We start from the raw sequence: 20,088 nt of genomic DNA, 5'->3' as shown, positions 1-20,088 counted from the left end.
AGGCGGTCTTCGGGCCGCCTTTTCTGTTCTTGGATCTTTCGGCCTAGGCAATTGCCCTTGCCATCCGCTTTGCAACTATGACAGTTTTCCGCCAGCCACAATTCGGGGAGACTTTTTCAAAATGCCGTTCCGTCGCACCGTCCTCGCAGGACTGACCGCTCTTGTACTTTCGCCGCTGGCGACGTTTGCCGCCGACCTACCTGATCTCAAGGGCAAGGCCGTTGTCGTCGTCACCGAGAACGCCTACCCGCCACTGCAGTTCGTCGACCCGAAGTCCGGCAAGGCAATCGGCTGGGAATATGACGCGATGAACGAAATCGCCAAGCGACTGAACTTCAAGGTCGAGTATCAGAACACCAGCTGGGACGCGATGATCCAGGCTGTCTCCGACAACCAGTACAACATCGGCATGACTGGCATCACCATCAAGGACGACCGCAAGGCCAAGGTGGATTTCTCCGACCCCTACTTGCGCTCGCAGCAATTCATGCTGGTGCGTGGCGATGAAAACCGCTTTGCCGATGCAAAGACCTTCGGCGTTTTCAACGACGGCCTCGTCGGCGCGCAGCCGGGCACCTCGCCCTTCTACACCGCCGTCTACGAGATCCTCGACGGCAACGAGCAGAACCCGCGCATCAAGCTCTTCGAGACCTTCGGCGCCACGGTACAGGCTTTGAAGGCCGGCGACGTCGACGTCGTACTGACCGACAGCGTTGCCGCCAAAGGCTATGTCGATGCCTCGAACGGCGGCTTGAAGGTCATCGGCGGCCCGCTCGGCACCGAAGACTTCGGCTTCATCTTCCCGAAGGGTTCCGATCTGGTCGCCCCGGTCAACGCGGCGATAGCGAGCCTGAAAGCAGACGGCACCTTCGACGCGCTGAACAAGAAGTGGTTCCTCGACTACAAGATGGGCGAGTGATCCTGAATTCGATTCCCATATGCTAGCGCCTCAGCCTCCCCCCGGCGGCCGTAGCAAGGGCGACTATCCCTGGTGGTTGGTCGCCCTCGTCGTGATCGGCATCATCCTTGCCGCCGTCATCGTCACCAACGACATCTACGCGCAGGTCTTCCGCACCGTCTTCAACGGCGTCGGCGTCACGGTCTTTGTGACATTGGTTGGCTTTGCGCTGGCCATCGCGCTCGGCCTCGGCGTTGCCCTTCTCGGCCTTTCCGACAGCATTGTGTTGCGCCAGATCTCGCGCTTCTACATCGAGGTGATCCGCGGCGTGCCGATGCTGGTGCTTTTGTTTTACGTCGCGTTCGTCGGCGCGCCGGCCATCGTCGCTGCCTACAATTTCCTGACCGAACCGCTGGTTCGCGCCGGCCTCGTCGAACCTGTCTTGGTACGCGAGTTTTCGCTGATGTGGCGGGCGATCATCGCACTGACGATCGGCTACTCCTCCTTCATCGCGGAGGTCTTTCGCGCCGGCATTCAATCCGTCGATCACGGGCAGATCGAGGCAGCCAAGGCCCTCGGTCTATCGCGCTACCAACGCTTCCGCCTGGTCGTCTTTCCGCAGGCGATCAAGGTCATATTCCCGCCGCTCTCGAACGACTTCGTGGCAATGGTCAAGGACTCATCGCTCGTTTCCGTGCTCGGCGTTTCCGATATCACCCAGATGGGCAAGATCTACGCCTCCGGCTCCTTCCGCTTCTTTGAAACCTATTCGATCGTCACCTATATCTACCTCATCCTGACGATCGGATTGTCGCTTGCGCTAAGGCAGGTGGAGAAGCGGATGCGTGGGAAAGACCGACGGTAGCGGCATCATGATTCGAATTGCCGCCGTCGCCAAAAATTGATATGTGACGGCTCATGGAATCCAAGTTCAAGTGCATTGGGGCGCATATTTTCGTGCTGCAGGATCATTACCGCCTGCCGGCACGCTTCTTTGCGACCGTTTCCGGTGCTCTCCACAGCCGACTTCGTTGATCGAATGACGGCCGGCGGACCTATCCGCCAAACTCCATTTTCAATACGCATCCAAAAACGGACCTACTGCCATGAGCGCACCGCGTACTCTCTACGACAAGATCTGGGACGACCACCTGGTCGACGAACAGCCGGACGGCACCTGTCTTCTCTACATCGATCGCCATCTGGTCCACGAGGTCACCTCGCCTCAGGCCTTCGAAGGTCTGCGCATGACCGGCCGCAAGGTTCGCGCGCCTGAGAAGACCCTCGCCGTCGTCGATCACAACGTCCCGACCTCGCCCGATCGCCACCTCGGCATCAAGAACGAGGAAAGCCGCATCCAGGTCGAGCAGCTTGCCATCAACGCCGCCGAGTTCAACGTCGAGTACTACTCGGAGAACGACAAGCGCCAGGGCATCGTGCATATCATCGGGCCGGAACAGGGCTTCACCCTGCCCGGCATGACGATCGTCTGCGGCGACAGCCATACCTCGACCCACGGCGCGTTCGGCTCCCTCGCCCACGGCATCGGCACCTCCGAGGTCGAGCACGTTCTCGCCACGCAGACGCTGATCCAGAAGAAGGCGAAGAACATGCTGGTTCAGGTCGACGGCAAGCTGCCGGACGGCGTCACAGCCAAGGACATCGTTCTCGCGATCATCGGCGAAATCGGCACGGCCGGAGGCACCGGCTACGTCATCGAATATGCGGGCGAAGCCATCCGCGCGCTGTCGATGGAAGGTCGCATGACCATCTGCAACATGTCGATCGAAGGCGGCGCCCGCGCCGGCCTCATCGCGCCTGACGACATCACCTTCGAATACATCAAGGGCAAGCCTCGCGCGCCGAAGGGCGAAACGCTGGAACAGGCGATTGCCTACTGGCGGACGCTGACATCGGACGAAGGCGCGCATTATGACCGCGTCGTCACGCTGAATGCCGCCGAACTGCCGCCGATCGTCTCGTGGGGATCCTCGCCGGAAGACGTCATCTCCGTTCAGGGCATCGTTCCGAACCCGGACGAGATTAACGACGAGACCAAGCGCACCTCGAAGTGGCGCGCTCTGGACTATATGGGCCTGAAGCCGGGCACGAAGATCACCGACATCGCCGTGGATCGCGTCTTCATCGGCTCGTGCACCAACGGCCGCATCGAGGATCTTCGCGCAGCCGCCAAGGTCGTCGAAGGCAAGACTGTTGCGTCGACTGTCAGCGCCATGGTCGTTCCGGGCTCCGGCCTCGTGAAGGAACAGGCGGAAGCAGAAGGTCTCGACAAGATCTTCAAGGCCGCGGGCTTCGACTGGCGCGAACCGGGCTGCTCAATGTGCCTGGCCATGAACGATGACCGCCTGAAGCCGGGCGAGCGTTGCGCGTCGACCTCCAACCGCAACTTCGAAGGCCGCCAGGGCTTCAAGGGCCGCACGCACCTTGTCTCCCCCGCGATGGCCGCCGCAGCCGCCATCGCCGGCCACTTCGTCGATATCCGCGAGTGGAACTAAGGCAATATGCTTCCCTCGCCTATCGGCGAGGGAAGCAATCCATTTCGCAAGACATGATCCGCATTCGGTGCCACACTGCGTGATGCGACTGGTTGCCTGTTGTTGTCCGGGTGAGCGACATGGATGCGTCAAGCGATAGCGGCGCGCCGCAACGGCGACGCCTCATTCTTCTGCGGCACGCAAAATCCGCCTGGCCGCCGGATGTCGACGATCACGACCGTCCTCTGGCGGAGCGCGGTCGGAAAGCGGCGCCGCTGATCGGGGCCTATATCGCCCACGAAATGCTGCTCCCCGACCTCGTCCTCGTCTCGACCGCGCGGCGCGCACAGGAAACATGGCGGCTGGTGGCGAAATCGCTGTCTGCTCCGCCTCCGCGGCGCGACGTGCCCGAGCTATATGCAGCCTCGGCTGCCCGCATGGCCGACATCATCGCCAACGCCGATCCCGCGATCCGCACAATCCTGCTCGTCGGGCACAACCCCGGTTTGGAAGACTTTGCGCAGGGGCTCGTCGGCATGGGCAATTCCGATGCGCGCAGACGCATGTCGGAAAAGTTCTCGACCGGTGGCCTGGCGGTGATCGCCTTCGAGGCCGACAGCTGGAAAGACATCTCGCGGGGGCACGGGATGCTGGAGCGTTTCGTCACGCCCCGCATGCTCGCCTGAACAAAAGGGCGGCTTGTCGCCGCCCATTCTGTATTCAGCCGTTTCCTTTCAGAAAGTCGCTGTCTTCGGGTCTGGCCCGATACGGGCGCCGTGATTGTCGAGTTTCGCAATCGACGCCCTGTCGTCATCGTCGAGCTTGAAGTCGAAGACCTTGAAATTCTCCTCGATGCGCGACGGCGTTATCGACTTCGGAATGACGACGAGACCGCTGTCCATGTGCCAGCGGATGATCACCTGCGCGGGCGTCTTTCCATGCTTCCTTGCGATTTCGCCGAACACAGGAAGATCGATGAGCTTGCCCTGGCCAAGTGGGCTCCAGGATTGCGTCGCGATGCTCAGCTTCCTGTGGGCCTCCTGCGCGACCTTCTGCTGAAAGTCCGGATGCAGCTCGATCTGGTTGATGACGGGAACGACGCCGGTTTCGGAAACCAGGCGATCGATGTGCTCGGGATAAAAGTTAGATACGCCGATCGACCGGGCGCGGCCTTCTTCCTTGAGCTTGATGAAGGCCTTCCAGGTGTCGACGAAGCGATTGCGCGTCGGTGCCGGCCAGTGAATGAGGTAGAGATCGATATAGTCGGTACCAAGCCGCCTCAGGCTCTTCTCGAAGGCCCTCAGGGTGGAATCGTAGCCTTGGCTGTCGTTCCAGAGCTTGGTCGTCAGGAAGATGTCCTTGCGGTCGATGCCGGACGTGCGGATGCCCTCGCCTACCCCGTCCTCGTTTTCATAAACGGCCGCCGTATCGACATGGCGATATCCGGCCTCGATTGCAGTGCGCACCGTGGGCGCAGCGATGTCGTCGGGCGTCCGCCATACGCCGAGGCCGACCTGAGGAATGGAATGGCCGTCATGGAAGGTGATAATGGATTGCTGTGCCACAATATGTCTCCGAAAGTTCAATGACCTGAACTGGGCGCGCTTGACCGGCAGGCGCCCGCTGATGTCCCCGCGCGCATCTCAGCCCGAGCGCCGGTCGAAACGCATATAGGTCATGGCATCCCGTTTATCATCCCTGCCGTCACAGAATGCGGACCACAGTCCCCTTGCGCAGGAAAGGCAGCAGACGGTCCATGTCGCGCGGATGAATTGCGACGCAACCCGCGGTCGGCTCGTAGCCGGGCTTGATCAGGTGAAAGAAAATTGCGGAGCCACGGTTGCGCGCACGCGACGTTACGTTCCAGTCCATCACGAGACAAACGTCATAAAGTCCGTCGCTGCGGTTCATCTCTTCATGGCTCGGTCGAAACGGTGCTTTGACGAGGCGGTTATAGTTGGGATCGTCAGGCTGGTCGCACCAGAGCATGTCCTTGCGGATACGGCGAATCGGAAGCTGCGTTTGGACGTGCGACGACCGCCCGCCGCGTCGGAACCCGTAGAGCAGCTTCATCGACCCGATCGGCGTTGCGCCATCGCCCTCGCGTTTCAACACGGTTCGGCCCGAGCGACCGATGGCGGCAGGCACCACGATTGCACCGAATTGGACCAGCGCTCGACTTTTCTGACCCGGCACGCGTCGAACAGTAATGATCGTTGACTGTATACATCGCGGCTGCCTTGTTTTTTCCATGTTTGTCACGTGTTTTCGCAATTGCTTGGGCGATGATTGAAATCATATAGCACCATATACGACAACAGCTTGGTCTCCTGATCTTTGCCAACGATCGAAAGTGGCGTAGGACTATGGAACCAGATGGCGAGGACAGAGCCGCATGACCGCACGCACCATTCTGTTGGTGGACGATGACGACGACCTTCGCGAAACCCTCACGGAGCAGCTTTCACTGTATGACGAGTTTGCCGTTTTGCAGGAAACAACTGCCGCCAAGGGCGTGGAACGCGCACGCGCGACGCCGATCGACCTGCTGATCATGGACGTCGGCCTTCCCGATATGGATGGCCGCGAAGCCGTGAAGCTTCTGCGCAAGGGCGGCCTGAAGGCACCCATTATCATGCTGACGGGGCACGACACGGATTCGGATACGATCCTTGGCCTCGAAGCCGGCGCCAACGATTACGTCACGAAGCCCTTCCGGTTTGCCGTTCTTCTTGCCCGCATTCGCGTGCAGCTTCGCCAGCACGAGCAGAGCGAAGACGCCACCTTCAACGTTGGGCCCTATGTCTTCAAGCCGAGCCAGAAACTGCTGACGACGGACAACGGTCAGAAGATCCGCCTGACGGAAAAAGAGGCTGCGATTATCCGCTATCTCTATCGGGCCGAGCAGAAAGTCGTCACCCGCGATGTCCTTCTCGAAGAAGTCTGGGGTTACAATTCCGGCGTCACGACGCATACGCTCGAAACGCACGTGTACCGCTTGCGGCAGAAGATCGAGCGTGATCCATCCAACGCCGAAATTCTGGTAACGGAAAACGGCGGCTACAAGATCGTACCGTAAGATGGCACTCAACGACGATATCCGCCTGCTTTCGCAGCTGCCGCTTTTCAACGAAATGTCGGAGGATCAGCTGCGGCTGATCGCCTTCGGTGCGGATCGACGGGTAGTATCGGGCGGGCAGCTGCTGTTTCGCGAAGGTTCCCCTGCCGAAGGCGCCTATGTCATCTTGACCGGCAGCGTCGAGCTCAGCCGCACCGGTCGCAACGGACAGCAGGTGGTAGAGGCCGTCGTCGGCGCCGGGACGATGCTTTCGGAACTTGCACTCATCACCCTGGTCGAGCGAAAGTTCACCGCTGTCGCCCGGGAGGATACGAGCATCATCCGCATCACCCGGGCGCTGTTCCACCGGCTGATGGAGGAATTTCCGGACGCCGCGCTGCTGATCGAGAACCGCATCCGGGATAATATCGCCGCGCTGGCGGAAAAAGCCGCCGCGGAGCTTCATCGCTTCGCCTGACGGCCCCATAAGACCGAAGCCGGACCCTAGAGATTGAAGTGAGCGGTCACCGGTACGTGATCGGACGGCCGCTCCCAACCACGGGCTTCCTTGAGAATTTCTATGCGCTGAAGGTGCGGCCCGAGATCCTGTGACGACCAGATGTGGTCCAGGCGCCGGCCCCGATCGGCGGCTTGCCAATCCTTTGCCCTGTAGCTCCACCACGTATAGAGCTTTTCGTTCGCCGGAACGTACTGGCGCATGAGATCCAGCCAGGCGCCACGCTTCATGACATCGAGCAGGCCCTCGGTTTCGACAGGCGTGTGGCTGACGATCTTGAGAAGCTGCTTGTGCGACCAGACGTCGTGTTCGAGGGGGGCGATGTTCAGGTCGCCCACAAGGATGGAGGAGGTATTCGCCTCTCCATTTGCCTTGAGCTGCTTCATCTCCTCGACGAAATCGAGTTTATGTCCGAATTTCGGATTGATCGAACGGTCTGGTTCATCGCCCCCCGCCGGCACATAGAAGTTGTGAATGCGGATGCGGCGGCCTCCACGCTCAAAGAGCGCGGAGATGTGGCGGGCATCGCCCACGCGGCAATAATCCTGCCTGTGGTCTTCCGTCAGCGGGAAGCGTGAAGCGATGGCGACGCCATGGTACCCTTTCTGGCCGTGGATGATGATGTGATCGTAGCCCATGGCGCGCAACGGCGCGGCGGGAAACAATTCGTTCGGTACCTTGGTTTCCTGCAGGCAAAGGATATCGGGTCGATGCTTGAGAACGAGTTGCTCGACGATCGGCATGCGCAGCCGCACCGAATTGATGTTCCAGGTGGTAATCGAGAAGCTCATTCCGCTGCCTTTCAAATCCGTATAGCGACGATGGCTTTAGAGCAAAGCCATGCGGGATGGAACGGAACGGCGCAAAGAAAAACGCCCCGCTATAGCAGGGCGTCGTTCGACATTCGTGAGTGCAGTCAATCGCGGTAAGCGGCAGTCCCCGGAATAACCTCGTAAGGCACCCTGAAAACCTTGTTGTCGAACTGCATGCCGGTCTTCACGTTGAACACCATGACCGACGTGTCCTTGCCTTGGTTGTCCGTGATCGTCCATTGCCGGAGATCGTAGGTCTTCGGATCGAACATCATCGTGATCGTCGAATTGCCGAAGACCGTGTTGTTGCCGAGAGCGATAGTGGTGAGGTCCGACTCTTCCTTCACGCTCTTTACCGAGCCTGCCGAAAGATCGATGCGTTGTGCCAGAAGCAGGCTGAGCGGCGTTTTAGACAAGGGATAGAGGTCCCAGGTCTTGAGCTTCATGTTGCCGATCGCAACATTCTTGCCGTCGGCGATGACGCGGATAGGCGACGGGTCGTCATAGTTGAAGCGCAGCCTGCCCGGCCGCTGGATGAAGAATTTGCCGCCGGTCTGTTCGCCACGCGGGCCGAACTGTACGAACTCGCCCTGCATGGTGCCAACGCTCGAAAAATGGTCGGCGATGGCTTGGGCAGTCCTGTTGTTGGACGCTGCGGCCGCCGCTTGCGCGAAGACGCTGAGCGGGATCGCGGTCGACGCCGCAGCGACAGCCATGGCGCCCAACATGTGGCGCCGGGTCAGCGAAATGCGGTCCAGGAAGGTATCGGAGTTGGTCATCTAAGTCTCCTTTATGCAATCTGAATGCTGCTGAAACACGGCGTCTTGATGGCGCATTTGTACGCCTGCGGAAAGGTAACGGTTTCAGAGCGATCAGGTTTCCGTGAAATCCGGTTTCATAAAGTATTCCAGACTTCAGCGGTCGAGAACGTCACCCTCGGTCGGAACGAGAATCTCACGCTTGCCGGCATGGTTGGCCGGCCCGATGATGCCTTCCTGCTCCATGCGCTCGATCAGTGACGCGGCCCTGTTGTAGCCGATACCCAGCCTGCGCTGAATATACGACGTTGAGGCCTTGCCGTCACGCAGAACAATTGCGACCGCCTGATCGTAGGGATCCTCGGAATCCGCAAGGTTGGACGTCCCCGACGGTCCCCCGCCATAGTCGCCGTCGTCATCGTCGTCGGCGGTGATGGCATCGAGATACTGCGGCGATCCCTGCGTCTTGAGATAGGAAACGATTTCCTCGACTTCCATATCGGCAACGAACGGGCCATGCACGCGCTGGATACGCCCGCCGCCTGCCATATAGAGCATGTCGCCCATGCCGAGCAGCTGTTCGGCACCCTGTTCGCCAAGGATCGTGCGGCTGTCGATCTTCGAGGTGACCTGGAAGGAGATGCGGGTCGGGAAGTTCGCCTTGATCGTGCCGGTGATGACGTCGACGGAGGGACGCTGCGTCGCCATGATAACGTGGATGCCGGCCGCACGCGCCATCTGCGCAAGACGCTGCACTGCGCCTTCGATGTCCTTGCCCGCGACCATCATCAGGTCGGCCATCTCGTCGATGATCACGACGATGTAGGGCATCGGCTGCAGGTCGAACTCTTCTGTCTCGTACATCGCCTCGCCGGTATGGCGATCGAAGCCGGTCTGGACGGTGCGCGAGATCACCTCGCCCTTGGAGAGCGCCTGCTCGACGCGGCTGTTGAAACCGTCGATATTGCGCACGCCGATCTTCGACATCTTCTTGTAGCGCTCTTCCATCTCGCGGACGGTCCACTTGAGCGCCACCACTGCCTTCTTCGGATCGGTGACGACAGGCGAGAGCAGGTGCGGGATGCCGTCGTAGACAGAGAGTTCCAGCATCTTGGGGTCGATCATGATCAGGCGGCACTGCTCGGGCGTCAGCCGATAGAGCAGCGAGAGGATCATGGTGTTGATAGCGACGGATTTGCCCGAACCTGTTGTGCCGGCCACCAGCAGATGCGGCATCTTGGCGAGATCCGCAATGACGGCTTCGCCGCCGATCGTCTTGCCCAGCGCCATGGCGAGCTTCGCTTTTGAGCCTTCGAAATCGCGGGAGGCGATCAGTTCGCGCAGATAGACGGTCTCGCGCGTCGAGTTCGGCAGTTCGATGCCGATCGCATTGCGGCCGGGAACCACGGCGACGCGAGCGGCAATCGCGCTCATCGAGCGGGCGATATCGTCGGCGAGGCCGATGACGCGGGATGACTTGATGCCGGGGGCAGGCTCCAGCTCGTAGAGCGTGACGACAGGGCCGGGGCGGACATGGATGATCTCGCCCTTGACGCCGAAATCCTCGAGCACCCCCTCGAGCATGCGGGCGTTCTGCTCCAGCGCTTCGGCAGACAGGGTTGAGTCGCGGACGACGTTCTTCGGTTCCGCAAGGAGATGCATCGACGGAAGCTGGAAGCCCTCGGGGCGAATGAAGGAACCCTGCTGCTCGCGTTCGACGCGGGCGCCGGGCCTGGGACGCGAGGACGATTGCACGACGCGGGGTTCGGCTCTCCCGCCGGCCGATTTCGCCGGCGCGCGCATCATCCAGTCTTCATCGTCATCTGGCAGGATATCGGCCGGCCGCGGCGGCATGTCGTTGTCGAACGGCTGACCGTCATCGTCATCGTCATTCAGCGAGATCGACGGTGCGGAAACGATGCGGCGCTGCGAGGCAGCGCGCGGTTCCAACGAAGGCTCCATCCGTTCGCCGCGCGCCACCGGCGCCTTGGCGCGAACGGGCTCGTTCAGCTTGCCGAACTCGTCATCGTTGAAATCGTAGGGTGACTCGAAATCTTCCTGGCGGCGCTTGCGCGGGCCCATGCCGAGCAGGCGGCGCAAGCGGGCCTGGCTCATGTACCACGCATGCGTCAGAGCGCCGAAGGCGAGCCATCCACCGTCCTCGTCATCTTCGTCCTCGTCGCCCACCGAACGCAGTTTGGAGCGGCTGGCGGCATAGTTTTCCGCTTCCTCTTCCGCTTCTTCCTCGTCGGTGCGGCCGACGATACCCGCGGCAAACAGCATCATCCAGACGGTCGGAACCGCAAGGACGCAACCGATTACGGTCGCGAAGACACCTGTCGGATAGGCACCGACGAACAGGGCCGGGAAACGCAGGATCATATCGCCGACGACGCCGCCGATTCCGTTGGGGATCGGCCAGGTGAGCGGCGGCGGAAAGCAACCGAGTACGGCGGACGACAGTATCGAGCCCAGGCCCCAGGCAGCGGCGCGCGCCGGAATACGGCTGAGGCGGCGGCCGGAAATCAGCGCCAGCGCCCAAGCGACCACCGGCAGCAGCGCCACGACGCTGCCCAGGCCGAAGAACTGCATGAGAATATCGGCGAAAGCTGCGCCGCCGTAGCCAAGGATGTTGGTCGGTTCGTTGCCGGTCGCATAGGAATAGCTCGGATCGGCGACGTTCCATGTTGCAAGCGCCGCAACCGCCAGTGCGAGCAGGAGAAAGATGGCAAAGCCTAAAAGGGTCTGCGCCTGCCGGAACATGAACCCCGATAGGGAGAAACGGTCCGGCCGGCCATCCATTGCTGGCGATGTGCTTCTTGCCATGTACATACCCGTCCAATGCCTGAAAGCGTGCGAATCGCTAATGCGCCTCGCGCCCAATGCGTCCGCTCCACCTAATCAAACGACGGTTAAAGCCGTATTAACCATGCACGCCCCACATCTTGATTGGCAAACAAAAATGCCCGGACCTTGCTGAGGACCGGGCGAAAGCGGCGTTGACGCTTCGAATAGGCCGCAACGGGCCGTTTGGCGGCGCCCGTGAACGGACGCCGCAAGCCTTCATTACGAATGATAGGCGGCTTCGCCGTGCGTGGCGAGGTCGAGGCCTTCGCGTTCCGCTTCGACAGTGACACGCAGGCCGACGACCACGTCGACGAGCTTGTAGAGGATCGCAGACCCGACGCCGCACCATACGATTGTTGTGGCGACGGCAGTCAGCTGGGTGACGAGCTGGCCGCTCATGGTGACACCTTCGACGTAGCCGACTCCGCCCAGCGACGCGGAAGCGAAGATGCCGGTGGCAATTGCGCCGAACATCCCGCCGATGCCATGGACGCCGAAGACGTCAGCGGTGTCGTCGTATCCGAACTTGTTCTTGACGACGGAGACGAAGAAGTAGCACAGCGGCGAAACGAGAAGGCCCATGATGATGGCGCCCATCGGACCGACGATGCCCGCTGCCGGCGTGATCGCAACGAGACCCGCGACCATACCCGAAGCACCACCGAGCATGGAAGCCTTGCCACGGGTAAGCGTTTCGACAACCGCCCATGAAACGATGGCTGCAGCAGTGGCGATGAAGGTGTTGACCGTTGCGAGCATGGCGCCGCCCGAAGCTTCCAGGTTGGAGCCGGCGTTGAAGCCGAACCAGCCGAACCAGAGCATCGATGCACCGACCATGGTCAGCGTCATCGAGTGCGGAGCCATCATGTCCTTGCCGAAGCCGGTACGCTTGCCGACCATGATCGCACCGATCAGACCGGCGACGCCGGCGTTGATGTGAACAACCGTGCCGCCAGCGAAGTCGAGCGCGCCCATCTTGAAGAGCAAGCCGTTGGCATCCCAGACCATGTGAGCGATCGGGAAGTAGACGAAGGTCGCCCACAAGGCGCAGAACAGAACCACAGCCGAGAACTTGATGCGTTCCGCGAATGCTCCAACGATCAGGGCAGGCGTGATCGCGGCAAATGTCATCTGGAACATTGCGAAGATGAACTCAGGAATGACGACACCCTGCGAGAAGGTCGCAGCCGTCGAATCCTTCGTGACACCAGCGAGGAACATCTTCGCCGTGCCGCCCCAATATGGGCTGTCGGAGCCGCCGAAGGCGAAGGAGTAGCCGTAGATGACCCAGATCAGTATCAGAACCGCAGCGACCATCGTGCACTGCATCAGCACGGAAAGCATGTTCTTTGCGCGAACGAGGCCGCCGTAGAACAGCGCAAGACCCGGCAAGATCATGAAGAGAACGAGCAGGGTAGAGATGAACATGAATGCGGTATCGCCCTTGTCAGGGACAGGAGCGGCGGCGGCAGCAGGGGCGGCCGTTGCGGCAGCGTCCTGCGCGAAGGCAGCGACCGGCGCCAGAAGCGCGGCGGACGCGGCGGCAAGGCGCGTATAGGTGGAAGTAAACTTCGAAATGGACATTGAAAAAAGCTCCTTGCTCGGCCTTACAGCGCTTCTGAGTCGGTTTCGCCGGTACGGATGCGCACGGCATGGTCGATCGAATAGACAAAGATCTTGCCGTCGCCGATCTGGCCGGTCTTGGCCGACGACGCGATGGCTTCGACTGCCTTTTCTACGATTTCGCTGGCGACTGCGATTTCGATCTTGAGCTTCGGCAGGAAGCTGACCGCATATTCGGTGCCGCGATAGATTTCGGTATGTCCCTTCTGGCGCCCGTAGCCCTTTACTTCGGTCACGGTCAGGCCCTGAATGCCGATCGCCGTGAGAGCTTCACGCACCTCATCGAGCTTGAACGGCTTGATAATGGCCATCACAATTTTCATCTGGTTTCCCATCCTTCGTTACCCTCGGCACGGAGCCGACTCTCCTTGCCGCTGCCGAACAGCGACTGGCGGTATACATTCAAGGGGCGTGCCAGATTCGAAATGAGAATTAAGTTATTGAAAAATAAAGATTATAATCACCGCTGCCAATAATGAGGCAGTTGACTGCCCAATTATCGCTCAAAAAACACCCAAACAAATAAATGTGATTATTTTTTACGCATTTGCTCTTTTGCGAATCAGCCCCTCTTGAGCGACCGACGCAATCAGGACACCATTTCGCGTAAAGAGGCTACCGCGTGTCAGGCCTCGCGCACCGGATGCAGAGGGACTGTCCTGCGTGTAGAGGAGCCAGTCGTCGAAGAGCGCGGGACGGTGGAACCACATCGAATGATCGAGACTGGCGACTTGCAGCGTATGATCGAAGATCGACGTTCCGTGCGGATAAAGCGACGTGTCAAGCAAGGTCATGTCGGAAAGATAGGCAAGGATGGACGCCTGGCATAACCTGTCGTCCGGAACCGGACCCGTCGCCCGCACCCATATGTGCTGGAACGGCTCGAGCTTTTTGCCGGAGACGTAATGCGTAAGCGACACCGGCCGGATCTCGATGGGCCGCTCGCGCTCCCAGTACTTGCGGATCGGCGCTGGGGCATTGACCAGATACTGTGCGGCAATCTGCTGCTCATCCAAAAGTGTCTCAGGCATCGGAACGTCCGGCATCCCGATCTGATGATCGAAGCCCGGCTCTTCGATCTGGAACGAGGCCGATAGCGCAAAGATCGCATGTCCATGCTGGATAGCGACGACGCGGCGCGTGTTGAAGCTTGAGCCGTCGCGAATCCGCTCGACCTGATAGACGATCGGAACCGACGGATCGCCCGGCCGCATGAAATAGGCGTGCAGCGAATGCACGAGGCGTTCGCGCTCGACCGTACGCTGCGCCGCCATCAGCGCCTGCGCGATCACCTGGCCACCAAAAACGCGCTGCCAGCCGACCTGAGGGCTGACTCCCCGGAAAATATCGACTTCGATCGGCTCAAGATCGAGCGTCGACAAAAGCGTTTCCATCGCAGTCGGCTTTTCGGTGTCGCGCGTCATTTTGTATGGCTCCGGGCGGTAGGAAGTACAGTGGCGATGATCTATATAGATCAATACGATATTCACAGGAAACGGGACTTGACGCTATGCGGGACATGCTGGTTGTTGGAGCGGGTTATATCGGTCTTTCCGCTGCCGTGGCGGTCAAGCAGGCCGCTCCTCATCTCGACGTCGCCGTTGTCGAGGCGGCGCCTGAAGGCATCTGGCAAAGGGACACGCGCGCCTCCGCCGTCATCGCTGCTGCAACGAAGATGCTCGAGGTCTTCGGTATCTGGCACGAGATTGAACCCGACGCGCAGCCGATCAACAAGATGATCGTCACCGATTCGAAAACCGCCGACCCCGTGCGCCCGGTCTTCCTGACCTTCGATGGCGAGGTGACCGAGGGCAGGCCTTTCGCGCATATGGTTCCCAATGTCGCCCTGGTCAGGGCGCTGCGTGGCGCATGCGAGCGCCTTGGCATCGAGATCCACCACGGCCTCAGCGCCACGGGCCTGAAAACCGGCGATACAAACGCCGACGTGACCCTTTCCGACGGCACGACGATGCAAACCCGCCTCGTGGTCGCCTGCGACGGCGTCCGCTCGCATGTCCGAGATCTGGCCGGAATCAAGACCGTGTCCTGGGATTACGGCCAATCGGGGATCGTTGCCACGGTCGAGCACGAGCGCCCGCACAACGGCTGCGCCGAGGAACATTTCCTGCCCGCCGGACCCTTCGCCATCCTGCCGTTGAAGGACAGCCGCTCGTCGCTGGTCTGGACGGAGCCTACGGCTGAGGCAACCCGCCTGGTCAAATCCGATGATCTGATCTTCGAGGAGGAACTGGAACGCCGCTTCGGCCACAAGCTCGGGGCACTGAGGGTCGTAGGAGACAAGCGCGCCTTTCCCCTCGGCCTCACGCTCGCGCGCGCCTTCGTGGCTCCACGTCTTGCCCTCGCCGGCGATGCGGCACACGGCATCCATCCGATTTCCGGCCAGGGACTGAACCTTGGCTTCAAGGACGTCGCAGCCCTTGCCGAGACGATCGTCGAGGCCGATCGGCTCGGTCTCGACATAGGCTCGATCAATATCCTGGAGCGCTATCAGGCTTGGCGCCGCTTTGACACGTTCCGCATGGGGGTAACGACCGACATCCTCAACAGGCTGTTTTCCAACGATCTTGCGCCGATCCGCATTGCCCGCGACTTCGGTCTCGGCATCGTCGACCGGTTGCCAGGCCTGAAATCCTTCTTCATCGGACAGGCCGCGGGCACGACGGCAAAAGACAATCCACGTCTGCTTGCCGGCCAGACGATCTAGTCCTCGAGTTCCCGTGCCTCTGACACCAGCATGATCGGGATGCCATCGCGGATCGGATAGGCCAGACGCGCCTTTTCCGACACCAGTTCGCCATGGTCGCGATCATACGTGAGTCGGCCCTTGGTCAGGGGACAGACCAGAAGCTCCAGGAGCTTGGGATCGACGCGGCTGAGATTCTCGTCCATGCGTCCGCCTTACTGCAGAACAGTGTCGGAGTCACCAAAGACCCGCGCCAGCACGATCTCGGTGATTGCGATCAGCGTTTCGGCTCGCGTCTTGAGATCTGGCGCTTCCAGCAGAGCCTGCTTCTCGGCAGGCCCGAAGGGCGACATCATGGCAAGCGAGTTGACCAGCGTCAGATTGCTGGCACGCTCCACGCTCTCCCAGTCGGCCTCGAGCTTGTTGGCATCGAGATAGGCTTTGAACGCGGCAAGAAGCGCGACCCGGTCGACGGCGTCTTCCTCGTCACGTGCCGACAAATCGGCGATGAAAGGCGCGATGCGGAACGTGCGGAACGGCTGATGCGTTTCCTTCGGCTCCAGCAGGCGAAAACGGCAGATGCCGGTGAGCGATACGATGTACCGGCCGTCTCCAGTTTCAGAAAACGACGTTATGCGGCCAAGACAACCGACGGAGGCCAGATTGGGATCGCCGTGCTTGTCCTCCGTATCTCCGAGCGCAGGCTGCACCATGCCGATCAGCCGGTTGCCCGTCAGCGCGGCGTCGAACATCGCCAGGTAGCGCGGCTCGAATATATTGAGCGGCAACTGTCCCGTGGGCAGGAGAAGGGCGCCCGCCAAAGGGAAAACGGCGATCGAATCAGGCAGATCGCCGGGTTTCAGATATCGTGCATTCCCCACTTGCATAGAGGCTGGTCCCGCATCGTCGGCAAGGCGCGACGTCATGCGCCCGCACACTAACGGAATGTGGGGTACGCCCTCGAAAACGCAAGGGCCATTCTCGCAAACTTAGGAGAAGAGCATGGCTGAAAGCTTGCGCCGCGCCGTAACGGTCGCAGGGTCCTTGAACCCCCATACGTCGAAGAACTGCAGGAGCTGGCGACGTGCGCCGTCGTCATCGAATGTGCGGTCCTTGCGCATGATGTACAGGAGATGCTCGGCCGCTTCATCGCGCTTGCCTTCGACATTGCGGATCTTCGCCAGCTTGACGCGCGCTTCGTGGTCGTCGGGGTTGCGCGCCAGCTCATGCTCGAGTGCCACGGGATCCCCGAGCTTGCGGGCCTCCTCGATCTGCGCGAGCTTCTTCAGGACAGCCTGGATGGCAGCATCCTTCGCCATCTCTTCCGGAAGATCGTTGAGTGCCTCGCGCGCCCTTTCGTGCTGATTGGCCGCGATCATGCATTCGGCCATGCCGGCGAGAGCTTTGGCGTTTTCCGGATCGGCCTGCATGACCGCGCCGTAGAGCTGCGCTGCGCCGTTGACGTCGCCACCGGCAAGAAGGCCGTCGGCCTCCGTCAGGGCAGCTTCGATTTCGGCGGCCTGGTCGGCACCCGCGGGGCCGGCGACGCGATCGATGAACTCGCGGATCTGACTTTCCGGAACCGCGCCCATGAAGCCATCGGCCGGCCGGCCGCCGACGAAGGCGATGACCGCAGGGATCGATTGGATACCGAGCTGGCCGGCAATCGACGGATGATCGTCGATGTTCATCTTGACGAGTTTGACGCGGCCCTGGCTCTCGTTGACCACCTTCTCGATGACAGGCGTCAGTTGCTTGCAGGGACCGCACCAGGGCGCCCAGAAATCGACAAGGACCGGCTGGTTGCGGGATTCCTCGATGACATCCTTCGTAAAGGTGGCGGTCGTTGTGTCCTTGATGTAGCCGCCCGCGGATGCCGCCGTTGCATCGCCGTAGCTTGCCGTTGCAGACATCTGGCCAAAGGAATTGCTGTAAGGATTGTCGTTACCGCTCATAGGTCTCTCCCGCCGCGCCGGCTAACGCCGGCCTCTCTAGCGCTAAAATCGTATGTCAGGACGTCACTTTCAAGACAAGCGGCTTGTGCCCCGTTGCTTCCATGAAACGAACAAGATCACCGCTTGCGATCGACGTCGTTGCGTCGTTGGAAAGCGGGTGGCAATTGATGAACTCTTCCTTCATCAGGTCCGCATCGAGCACGAAGGTGACGTTGCCGCTCGGGTCGTTGATCGCGCCGAAGGCCGTCACCGAACCCGGTACCACGCCGAGATACTCCATAAGCTTTTCCGGCTTGCCGAACGATACCTTGCTTGCTGCACCGATCAGCGTATGCACCGTCTTCAGATCGACGGTGGCGTTCTCTTCGACCGTCAGAAGGAAGAACTGATCTTTCTTGTCCTTGACGAAAAGATTCTTCGTATGTCCGCCCGGAATTTCGTCCCGCAGCGAAACCGATTCAGCGACCGTGAAAACCGGCGCATGCGTCTTGGTGCTATGCTTGACGCCCAACCCATCGAGAAAGGCGAATAAGTCGTCAGCTGTTTTCGGCATCTTTTCAGTCATGTCAGAATCCGTCGGCATCATGGAAAGCGGCAGCTCTCCTGATTACGTCCGCCATCCCTCTTTTGCAACGCCCACATTTTGACGCTTCCGCCCTGCGTTTGCGGCGTTCCTGGCGCGGCGACCGAAGCCATACGAATTTTTCTTCGGGTTTCCGTCATTTCCCTGTTGCATTTGAAAATCGTTTGGGCGATATAGCGCCCGTCGCCGCAAGGTGGCGCCCACGGTCCTCACAACTACCCCGGACCGATGTGGATTGAGCGGGTGTAGCTCAGGGGTAGAGCACAACCTTGCCAAGGTTGGGGTCGAGGGTTCGAATCCCTTCGCCCGCTCCAGTTTTCTTCTTGTCCGACCCGGATACATAGGTAACAGTTCGTTCCTAAGACACGGGTGACAACCTCGTGCCGAACGGGTTGTCGATCGTTTGCAAGGTCCTCTGTTCCAGCTCGATGTATCCCAGATCATAGTGCGTGAAGCTGATAAGCCAGATGCCGTGGCCGACGTCCCGACGAGCGGCCGTTTGCAATGGCCTTCATTTCAGCAAACCCAATCAGCATTTTGATGCTCGGACTCATGAATCCGATTCAACCATATGAAGAGAAATGGCGGACTGCGAGCACTTCGTCGGTTGCGAAAACCTATCTATTTCAGCAATATGGGTTGTTCGAGTGACTTGAACGCGAGCAAGTGATTGGTGTTTTGCAATCTTTCATTGCGGTACTCCCAGGGAGGATAGTTGGCTCCCCAACTTGGTCGCACTGCACCGTTGCCTCCGCGGGCAGTGCGACCTTATTTTTCTGATCGACCGCAGTTTATGCAGCATCGGACAGCGCTGTCACATGGGCAATTTTGTGTTTGACGCTCGGCAATCCAGCATCATCGAGGGGTCAAGTTTCATTCTGGCGACAACCATGAAACGCATTCCACGACGCTGCGATATCTCGCATTTTCATCGATACTCAGTTGATTTTACTATGCTTGGCGTAATCGAGTTTCTCTCGGTACATCCACTTGGAAAGACTCTCGATATTCTTGCTGTGACGCTTGGAGGATTTGACGCAGAAATTATAAGTTCGCCCCGAGGGAACCGCCAAGTCTCGCCATTTGACAATCGTGCCGGCTTCAAGATCGGCCTCGGCCATAAATGTCGGAATGAGCGCTATTCCCAAACCACGCTTTACGGCCTCCAAGGCAAAGACCTCATGACTGCACTGGATGGTTTGCGCGAGTTCGATTTTCAGGTCCATATCGGCGCGTGAAAGATAAGATCGCCAGTCGGGGGCAAAATCATCACGATCAAAGCTTGTCGTGATGAACGTGGCGTCATCGAGGCGTTGCGAACGGTCGAAATTCGCCGCCGTTACGGCAACCACGTGCTCATCGAAAAGGTTCAGGCACCAGAACCCGTCGCGGGGCGGCATGATTGTAATAAAGGCGTCGGCGGCGGCTTCGACCCGAATTGGGTCATCGCCATACATCATCAACTGCACCGATACGGTTGGATTCTTTTCTCGAAATCTGCCTAGTCTGTTGATCAGCCAGCCCGTTCCGAATGTGCTGCACATCGCCAGCCGAAGCGTCACACCCTCTCTGCCTATGCAGTTAGCAACAGACTCATCGATCTGATTGAATGCAAGGGTGAGAGATTCCGCCAGCTTTTTTCCATGTGACGTCAGGGTTGCATTTCTGCCGCTCCTCTCAACCAGCCTCTCGCCAACTTGATCGCCCAGTTTGCGCAACTGGTGGCTGATCGCACTTGGGCTAATGCTTAGTTCAAGTGCTGCGGCTGAGATTGAGCCATTTCTCGAAACAGATTCAAAGACCTGAAGCGCCCTCAAATTGTAGATCATCCCCAGTTG

The 20,088-nt window shown here is 59.9% G+C and carries 20 protein-coding genes and 1 tRNA gene; 8 read left to right on the top strand and 13 right to left on the bottom strand.

The features are described 5' to 3' along the window. Nucleotides 1–121: 121 nt before the first annotated feature. From ASC97_RS21685 to ASC97_RS21670, 4 genes are all read left to right on the top strand, one after another. The gene (locus ASC97_RS21685; RefSeq protein WP_057470392.1) at nt 122–919 is read left to right on the top strand and encodes a transporter substrate-binding domain-containing protein; all 798 of its coding nucleotides are present in this window, start codon (nt 122–124) and stop codon (nt 917–919) included. A 19-nt stretch (nt 920–938) separates the two neighbouring features. Continuing rightward, nucleotides 939–1,763 carry an amino acid ABC transporter permease gene (locus ASC97_RS21680; protein WP_057470391.1) on the top strand — a complete coding sequence of 275 codons (825 nt, stop codon included), beginning with the start codon at nt 939–941 and terminating at the stop codon, nt 1,761–1,763. Nucleotides 1,764–2,004: 241 nt separating this feature from the next. After that, complete coding sequence (gene leuC / locus ASC97_RS21675; protein WP_057470390.1) at nt 2,005–3,414, top strand: 3-isopropylmalate dehydratase large subunit; 1,410 nt, start codon at nt 2,005–2,007, stop codon at nt 3,412–3,414. A gap of 119 nt (nt 3,415–3,533) precedes the next feature. Further along, nucleotides 3,534–4,079, top strand: coding sequence for a SixA phosphatase family protein (locus ASC97_RS21670; RefSeq protein ID WP_057470389.1), 546 nt, complete (start codon nt 3,534–3,536; stop codon nt 4,077–4,079). Between the two features lie 48 nt (nt 4,080–4,127). Here the strand turns inward: ASC97_RS21670 and ASC97_RS21665 are convergent, their stop codons facing one another. Both ASC97_RS21665 and ASC97_RS21660 read right to left on the bottom strand, forming a co-directional pair. After that, complete coding sequence (locus ASC97_RS21665) at nt 4,128–4,958, bottom strand: aldo/keto reductase (RefSeq protein WP_057470388.1); 831 nt, start codon at nt 4,956–4,958, stop codon at nt 4,128–4,130. 139 nt (nt 4,959–5,097) lie between these two features. Further along, complete coding sequence (locus ASC97_RS21660) at nt 5,098–5,646, bottom strand: L,D-transpeptidase family protein (RefSeq protein WP_057470387.1); 549 nt, start codon at nt 5,644–5,646, stop codon at nt 5,098–5,100. Nucleotides 5,647–5,788: 142 nt separating this feature from the next. Here ASC97_RS21660 and ASC97_RS21655 point away from each other — a divergent pair, with 142 nt between their 5' ends. Further along, nucleotides 5,789–6,472 carry a response regulator transcription factor gene (locus ASC97_RS21655; protein ID WP_057470386.1) on the top strand — a complete coding sequence of 228 codons (684 nt, stop codon included), beginning with the start codon at nt 5,789–5,791 and terminating at the stop codon, nt 6,470–6,472. Nucleotide 6,473: 1 nt separating this feature from the next. Further along, nucleotides 6,474–6,929 carry a cyclic nucleotide-binding domain-containing protein gene (locus tag ASC97_RS21650; RefSeq protein WP_057470385.1) on the top strand — a complete coding sequence of 152 codons (456 nt, stop codon included), beginning with the start codon at nt 6,474–6,476 and terminating at the stop codon, nt 6,927–6,929. A gap of 26 nt (nt 6,930–6,955) precedes the next feature. On the opposite strand, the gene ASC97_RS21645 is transcribed toward ASC97_RS21650, so the two are convergent. From ASC97_RS21645 to tesB, 6 genes are all read right to left on the bottom strand, one after another. Next, a complete protein-coding gene (locus tag ASC97_RS21645) occupies nt 6,956–7,759 on the bottom strand; it encodes an exodeoxyribonuclease III (protein WP_057470384.1) in 804 nt (267 codons plus the stop codon). A 125-nt stretch (nt 7,760–7,884) separates the two neighbouring features. Continuing rightward, a complete protein-coding gene (locus ASC97_RS21640; RefSeq protein WP_057470383.1) occupies nt 7,885–8,559 on the bottom strand; it encodes an outer membrane lipoprotein carrier protein LolA in 675 nt (224 codons plus the stop codon). 135 nt (nt 8,560–8,694) lie between these two features. After that, complete coding sequence (locus ASC97_RS21635; RefSeq protein ID WP_057470498.1) at nt 8,695–11,364, bottom strand: FtsK/SpoIIIE family DNA translocase; 2,670 nt, start codon at nt 11,362–11,364, stop codon at nt 8,695–8,697. A 240-nt stretch (nt 11,365–11,604) separates the two neighbouring features. Then, a complete protein-coding gene (locus ASC97_RS21630; RefSeq protein ID WP_057470382.1) occupies nt 11,605–12,969 on the bottom strand; it encodes an ammonium transporter in 1,365 nt (454 codons plus the stop codon). Nucleotides 12,970–12,992: 23 nt separating this feature from the next. After that, entirely contained in the window at nt 12,993–13,343 is a 351-nt protein-coding gene (locus ASC97_RS21625) for a P-II family nitrogen regulator (protein WP_037059084.1), read from the bottom strand. A 204-nt stretch (nt 13,344–13,547) separates the two neighbouring features. Then, nucleotides 13,548–14,432 (bottom strand): acyl-CoA thioesterase II, encoded by an 885-nt coding sequence (tesB, locus tag ASC97_RS21620; protein ID WP_057470381.1) that lies wholly within the window; start codon nt 14,430–14,432, stop codon nt 13,548–13,550. Nucleotides 14,433–14,518: 86 nt separating this feature from the next. Between tesB and ASC97_RS21615 the strand changes: the two genes are divergently transcribed. After that, a complete protein-coding gene (locus ASC97_RS21615; RefSeq protein ID WP_057470380.1) occupies nt 14,519–15,733 on the top strand; it encodes a ubiquinone biosynthesis hydroxylase in 1,215 nt (404 codons plus the stop codon). On the opposite strand, the gene ASC97_RS21610 is transcribed toward ASC97_RS21615, so the two are convergent. The 4 genes from ASC97_RS21610 to ASC97_RS21595 all read right to left on the bottom strand — a co-directional run bounded on the left by ASC97_RS21610 (nt 15,730) and on the right by ASC97_RS21595 (nt 18,232). Further along, nucleotides 15,730–15,918: a Trm112 family protein gene (locus tag ASC97_RS21610; RefSeq protein ID WP_057470379.1), complete on the bottom strand. Its 189-nt coding sequence runs from the start codon at nt 15,916–15,918 to the stop codon at nt 15,730–15,732. The two genes, ASC97_RS21615 and ASC97_RS21610, sit on opposite strands and share 4 nt — an antisense overlap. A 9-nt stretch (nt 15,919–15,927) precedes the next feature. Further along, entirely contained in the window at nt 15,928–16,599 is a 672-nt protein-coding gene (locus ASC97_RS21605) for an LON peptidase substrate-binding domain-containing protein (protein ID WP_057470497.1), read from the bottom strand. A 102-nt stretch (nt 16,600–16,701) separates the two neighbouring features. After that, entirely contained in the window at nt 16,702–17,667 is a 966-nt protein-coding gene (gene trxA / locus ASC97_RS21600; protein WP_057470378.1) for a thioredoxin, read from the bottom strand. Between the two features lie 55 nt (nt 17,668–17,722). Continuing rightward, nucleotides 17,723–18,232: a prolyl-tRNA synthetase associated domain-containing protein gene (locus ASC97_RS21595; protein WP_082530099.1), complete on the bottom strand. Its 510-nt coding sequence runs from the start codon at nt 18,230–18,232 to the stop codon at nt 17,723–17,725. 257 nt (nt 18,233–18,489) lie between these two features. Here ASC97_RS21595 and ASC97_RS21590 point away from each other — a divergent pair. Then, nucleotides 18,490–18,564: transfer RNA gene (locus tag ASC97_RS21590), tRNA-Gly, on the top strand. A gap of 624 nt (nt 18,565–19,188) precedes the next feature. On the opposite strand, the gene ASC97_RS21580 is transcribed toward ASC97_RS21590, so the two are convergent. Next, the gene (locus tag ASC97_RS21580) at nt 19,189–20,079 is read right to left on the bottom strand and encodes a LysR family transcriptional regulator (protein ID WP_057470376.1); all 891 of its coding nucleotides are present in this window, start codon (nt 20,077–20,079) and stop codon (nt 19,189–19,191) included. Between the last annotated feature and the right edge of the window lie 9 nt (nt 20,080–20,088).

It is taken from the genome of Rhizobium sp. Root1203, from assembly GCF_001424945.1.
Lineage (GTDB): Bacteria > Pseudomonadota > Alphaproteobacteria > Rhizobiales > Rhizobiaceae > Rhizobium.
Note: the sequence above shows the minus strand (reverse complement) of the source record. Positions and strands in the feature narration are given on the sequence as shown.

Excerpts from the sequence above, each read along its gene's own strand:
- ASC97_RS21685 (WP_057470392.1), top strand. The coding sequence starts at position 122 with ATGCCGTTCCGTCGCACCGTCCTCGCAGGACTGACCGCTCTTGTACTT.
- ASC97_RS21680 (WP_057470391.1), top strand. The coding sequence starts at position 939 with ATGCTAGCGCCTCAGCCTCCCCCCGGCGGCCGTAGCAAGGGCGACTAT.
- leuC (WP_057470390.1), top strand. The coding sequence starts at position 2,005 with ATGAGCGCACCGCGTACTCTCTACGACAAGATCTGGGACGACCACCTG.
- ASC97_RS21670 (WP_057470389.1), top strand. The coding sequence starts at position 3,534 with ATGGATGCGTCAAGCGATAGCGGCGCGCCGCAACGGCGACGCCTCATT.
- ASC97_RS21660 (WP_057470387.1), bottom strand. The coding sequence starts at position 5,646 with ATGGAAAAAACAAGGCAGCCGCGATGTATACAGTCAACGATCATTACT.
- ASC97_RS21655 (WP_057470386.1), top strand. The coding sequence starts at position 5,789 with ATGACCGCACGCACCATTCTGTTGGTGGACGATGACGACGACCTTCGC.
- ASC97_RS21650 (WP_057470385.1), top strand. The coding sequence starts at position 6,474 with ATGGCACTCAACGACGATATCCGCCTGCTTTCGCAGCTGCCGCTTTTC.
- ASC97_RS21645 (WP_057470384.1), bottom strand. The coding sequence starts at position 7,759 with ATGAGCTTCTCGATTACCACCTGGAACATCAATTCGGTGCGGCTGCGC.
- ASC97_RS21640 (WP_057470383.1), bottom strand. The coding sequence starts at position 8,559 with ATGACCAACTCCGATACCTTCCTGGACCGCATTTCGCTGACCCGGCGC.
- ASC97_RS21635 (WP_057470498.1), bottom strand. The coding sequence starts at position 11,364 with ATGGCAAGAAGCACATCGCCAGCAATGGATGGCCGGCCGGACCGTTTC.
- ASC97_RS21630 (WP_057470382.1), bottom strand. The coding sequence starts at position 12,969 with ATGTCCATTTCGAAGTTTACTTCCACCTATACGCGCCTTGCCGCCGCG.
- ASC97_RS21625 (WP_037059084.1), bottom strand. The coding sequence starts at position 13,343 with ATGGGAAACCAGATGAAAATTGTGATGGCCATTATCAAGCCGTTCAAG.
- tesB (WP_057470381.1), bottom strand. The coding sequence starts at position 14,432 with ATGACGCGCGACACCGAAAAGCCGACTGCGATGGAAACGCTTTTGTCG.
- ASC97_RS21615 (WP_057470380.1), top strand. The coding sequence starts at position 14,519 with ATGCGGGACATGCTGGTTGTTGGAGCGGGTTATATCGGTCTTTCCGCT.
- ASC97_RS21610 (WP_057470379.1), bottom strand. The coding sequence starts at position 15,918 with ATGGACGAGAATCTCAGCCGCGTCGATCCCAAGCTCCTGGAGCTTCTG.
- ASC97_RS21605 (WP_057470497.1), bottom strand. The coding sequence starts at position 16,599 with ATGCAAGTGGGGAATGCACGATATCTGAAACCCGGCGATCTGCCTGAT.
- trxA (WP_057470378.1), bottom strand. The coding sequence starts at position 17,667 with ATGAGCGGTAACGACAATCCTTACAGCAATTCCTTTGGCCAGATGTCT.
- ASC97_RS21595 (WP_082530099.1), bottom strand. The coding sequence starts at position 18,232 with ATGACTGAAAAGATGCCGAAAACAGCTGACGACTTATTCGCCTTTCTC.
- ASC97_RS21580 (WP_057470376.1), bottom strand. The coding sequence starts at position 20,079 with ATGATCTACAATTTGAGGGCGCTTCAGGTCTTTGAATCTGTTTCGAGA.